Origin of the sequence: Rhodococcus sp. CX, from assembly GCF_015865005.1 — a bacterium.
Lineage (GTDB): Bacteria > Actinomycetota > Actinomycetes > Mycobacteriales > Mycobacteriaceae > Rhodococcus.
On the sequence record NZ_JADZGH010000231.1, the window covers coordinates 46,147 to 50,862 of the forward strand.

The following is a 4,716-nucleotide window of genomic DNA, read 5'->3' on the forward strand; positions in this document are numbered from 1 at the left end:
TATCACCGCCACCCGCGACCACCTGCGCGGCGCCGACTTCCCGGTTCCGTCCGCCGTGGCCGGGATCGTCGGATGCCCGCCCGGAGGGGGCCTGGTGCTCGGTTCCCGGCTGGGGACGCAGGTGATGCGGTGGTCCGGCGCGACCCCGCAGCTCGGCACGATCCGGCGATTCCTCGAGGATCTCGGAGTCGAGGAGGACAACGAGGTGTTCCTCGAGTTCCACCCCGACGGGCATTTCGACGTGGTGCCGTTGCGCACGGTCGCCGACAACGCCGAACCGCTGCGCAAGGCGCTGGCGCTGGTCGGGCATTCGACGCCGGAGATCGTGCCGGAGGAGGGCATGGCCGCCGCGCTCGCCGCCGCGATCGGACTCGAGGACGAAACCCGCCCGCGCCGCGTCCTGAGCGCGTACCGGGCCCGCCGCGAGATCGACCTCGTGGCGCTCCTCGAGGACGCGTGGGTGCGGGTCCGGAACTGACGGCTCGGTGGTGCCGGTGACCGCCGGGTCCCGCGTGCGTCCGGAAACCGGACGTAGCACCATGGACACCATGACCGACGAACCGAACCCCGCGGCTCCCGACGTCCCGCCCGCCGGTGCAGGGTCCCTCGACGCGATCGTCCGTGCGCTGCGCGCCGCCGTCTCGTCGGTGGAGGCCGCGGTGGCCCGGGTGACCGCCGGGCCGGCCGGGACCGGGTCGAGCACCGTCGAGCAGCTCCTCGAACTGGCCGACGCCCCCGCCCTCGGTGACGTCGTCGCCCACCACAATGAGCTGACCCGTGCCGTGGCGATCGTCGACCAGACCGGTGCGCTCCCGGCACGGGAATGGGACGCGGTGGCCGGCTTCGGTGCGCCGCTCGCCACGGCCGTCTCGCGTTTGCGTGACCACGCGACCGCGGTTCTCGACGCGGCCGACGCCGCCGAAGCCGGCGCGCTCGACCCGGCGCAGCGGCTCGGGGAGACCCTGCAGCTGCTCGTTCTCGTCGAGGACTCGCTGAACCTCTGGCACCGACTGCGCCTCGAGCACCTGCGCACCACCGAGCCCGCCGCTCTGCCCGAGGCGATCGGGCAGGCCCGCGGTCTGCTCGCCGAGCACCTCGACCGCGACGGCGAACTGTTGCGCCGAGCCCGCCGCGCGTTGGCGCGGTTCGCCCAGGGCACCACGCTCGAGCTGGTGAAGCGGCTGTCGTCGACCCGCACCGTGAAGAACCTGGTGGATCTGCGCGAGGACCTCGACGACTTCCGCGCGGCGTGCCGAGCCGATGCCGCCGGGTGGCTCGACGACGAGGATCCCGCCGTCGCCGAGGCGCTCGACGAGATCTCCCGCCCCGTCCGCATCGTCGGCGGTGCGCTCGGCGAGGCGATCGGTGGCAGCGCCAAGGCGATCGGCGACCGGGCGGCCGGGGTGGGTGCGTCCGGTGTCGAACGGATCGAACGGATCGGCCGAGGCATCGCCAGGCGCTGACGCGGCAGCGTCCATTCGGCGCTGACGCGCCGGTGTGCAGATGTGGCGGCCTCGGCCGCCACCAAGACACACGAGGTGGTACACCCTCACCCCTTGGGTGTGTTAACGACGCGGCCCTGCCGCGGCAGGGTGGAGAAGCCGGATTCGCACCGGCGAACCGAAGAATCCACCGCCCGCCGCGCACCCCGCGGCGCCAGCACTCCAGGGGTTGTGAATCGATGGACCGCGCCGCGTCGACCACCGTCCACGAGCCGTTCCCACTCTCGGCCGCCCAGCACGGACTGTGGTTCGCGCAGCACCTCGCACCCGATGTGCCGATCTGCATCGCCCAGTATCTCGACATCCGGGGTCCGCTCGACGTCGAGCTGTTCCGCGAGGTCGCGATGCGCGCCGCACACGAGTTCCAGTCGGTGTTCCTGCGCATCGTGGAGATCGACGGCGTGCCACACCAGGTGGTCGACCCGCCGGCCGACGCGGAGATGGGCTTCCACGACTTCCGCGCCGAACCCGACCCGCTGACCGCCGCGCAGTCCTGGATGCACGCGAACTACACGGCCCCGGTGAACTTCGAGCGCGACCACCTGTGCGAGTCGACGTTGCTGCGGGTCGGTGACGAGCACTACCTGTGGTACAGCCGCATCCACCACATCGCCCTCGACGGGCACGGTGCCGCGACGATGGTCGGCCGAGTTGCCTCCCTCTACACCGCCGCGGTGGAACACACTGTGCCGGAACCGAACCGGGCCGCGGGCCTGCGCACCCTCGAACGGCTCGAGCGCGAGTACCGCGAGTCCCACCGGTTCGCCGCCGACCGTGACTACTGGGCGCAGCGCCTGGACACCCGCAGCGGCGCTGCCACTCTCGCCGACCGGGACGCCCCGCCGGTCGCGACGAGCCGCACCCTCCGCACCGCCCTGTCCGATCGGGCCGCCGCGCTGCTCTCGGGCAACGACGGCACCGCCGCCGCCACATTGGTCGCGGCATTCGCCCACTACCTGTCCCGACGCACCGGCCGCCGCGAGGTCACCGTCGACATCCCGGTCTCGGCGCGACCCACCGCGATCCTGCGCCGCTCGGGCGGCATGCTCGCCAACGTCGCCCCGATCCGGGTGCAGACGCGGCCGGGCGACACTGTCGGCGGCCTCGTGGACCGCGTCCAGGGGGAACTGCTCGGCGCACTGCGGCACCAGCGCGGCAATGTCGAGGACATCCTGCGCGACCTCGGCGCGGACGCCGCCGCCCGCGCCGTGACCGGTCCGATGGTCAACGTGATGCTGTTCGACCGGCACCTGCAGTTCGGTTCGCTCTCCACCGACTTCCACATCCTCACGACCGGTCCCGTGCCCGATCTCGTCGTGAACGTATACCGCAGCGGCGCAACGGTATTCGTCGAGTTCGCCGCCAATCCGAATCGCTACGGCGACGACGAGCTGCGCGTGCACCACGACGCCGTCGTCGCGCTCGTCGAGCGGATGCTCGCGGCCGGCCCGGAATCCCGCCTGGCCGACCTCGAGGCCCCGCACCGCACCGTCGTCGGCGGTACCGCCCCGATGCCCGGCATCACGCTGCCGCAGCTGCTGGCCGAGGCGGTCGCCGCGAACCCCGACGGCATCGCGCTCGCGGCGCCCGGCCGGCGCGTCACCTACGCCGAACTCGACGCCGCGTCGAACCGGCTCGCTCGCGCCCTGCGGGCCGCCGGTGTGCGCCGTGAGTCGATCGTCGCGGTTGCACTCACCCGATCCGTCGAGTCGGTGACCGCGGTGTGGGCCGTCGCGAAGGCCGGCGCCGCGTTCGTGCCGGTGGACCCGAACCACCCGGCCGGACGCATCGAGCACATGATCACCGACTCCGAAGTAACTGTCGGCGTGACCCTTTCGTCGACGGTGCACCGGCTGCCCGGCTCGGTGTGCTGGCTCCTGCTCGACGAACCCGCCGGCGACGTGTCCGACGCGCCGATCACCGACGGCGACCCGGTCAACCCCGGCCAGGCCGCGTACGTGATCTACACGTCGGGTTCGACCGGCCTGCCGAAGGGCGTCGTCGTCACCCACCACGGGCTGGCGAACCTCGTGACCGAACAACGCACCCGCCTCGCCGGCGACCGCAATGCGAAGGTGCTCCACTGCGCCTCACCGAGTTTCGATGCGTCGGTGTTCGAGATGCTGTGGGCGGTGGGATCGGCCGCGACCCTGGTCATCGTGCCCCCGACCGTCTACGGCGGCGACGAATTCACCGAGCTCCTGCGCCGCGAGGCCGTCACCCATATGGTGCTCACCCCGAGCGTGCTGGCCTCGCTCGACCCGTCCGGTCTCGACGCGCTGCGCGTCCTGCTCGTCGCGGGGGAGGCGTGCGCATCGGAACTGGTGGATCGCTGGGCTCCCGGCCGCACCATGCTCGACGGATACGGGCCCACCGAAGCGACCGTGATGTCCAATCTCAGCGACGCGCTCGTCCCGGGAGAACCCGTGACCATCGGGGGACCGGGACGCGGATTCACCGAGGTCGTCCTCGACGCCGCGCTGCGCCCGGTCCCGGCCGGTGTCGCCGGCGAGCTCTACCTCGGCGGACCTGCGCTGGCGCGCGGCTACCGGGGGCGGCCGGCGCTGACCGCGTCGCGGTTCGTCGCCGACCCCTTCGGTGAGCCGGGTGCGCGCCTGTACCGCACCGGTGACGTCGTGCGCTGGCGGACCACCGCCGACGGAAGCTCCACTCTCGACTACCTCGGCCGGTCCGACTTCCAGGTCAAGATCCGCGGCATCCGCGTCGAACTCGGGGAGATCGACGCGGCCCTCACCGCCCATCCGGACGTGGACTTCGCCATCACGGTCGGACGCCCCGGGCCGGGCGGCGACACCGTGCTGGTGTCCTACGTGCTGCCCGCGGACGGATCCGACACCGCGGTCCCCGAGGCCGCCGCGCTGATCGCGCATCTCCGGGACTTCGTGCCCTCGCACATGATTCCGGCGGCGATCGTCGTGCTCGGCGAACTGCCGCTCACCCCGGTCGGCAAGCTCGACCGCGCCGCGCTGCCCGCCCCGGACTTCGCCCGGGCCGAATACCGGGCGCCCGTCACCGGCACCGAACGTGCCGCCGCCGCGGCCTTCGCGGAGGTCCTCGGCCTGGACCGCGTCGGCCTGGACGACCACTTCTTCGACCTCGGCGGCAACTCGCTCAGCGCGACCCGCGTGGTCGCCCGCGTGAACACCGCCGTCGGCACGGAAATGGGTGTGCGGGAACTGTTCGAGGCACCCAC

2 protein-coding genes and 1 pseudogene are annotated in these 4,716 nt (G+C 72.5%); all 3 read left to right on the top strand.

Going from position 1 to position 4,716, the window contains the following annotated elements; all coding sequences use genetic code 11:
• Positions 1–478: pseudogene (locus I0Q12_RS33960) on the top strand (hypothetical protein); the annotation flags it as partial.
• A gap of 70 nt (positions 479–548) precedes the next feature.
• A complete protein-coding gene (locus tag I0Q12_RS26015; protein WP_197256114.1) occupies positions 549–1,463 on the top strand; it encodes a hypothetical protein in 915 nt (304 codons plus the stop codon).
• A gap of 218 nt (positions 1,464–1,681) precedes the next feature.
• Positions 1,682–4,716: non-ribosomal peptide synthetase (locus I0Q12_RS26020; RefSeq protein ID WP_197256116.1), on the top strand; the 3,035-nt coding region annotated here is incomplete at its 3' end.

What these genes read in the sequence shown, in the direction of transcription:
- I0Q12_RS26015 (WP_197256114.1), top strand. Translation starts at nt 549, where the DNA reads ATGACCGACGAACCGAACCCCGCGGCTCCCGACGTCCCGCCCGCCGGT.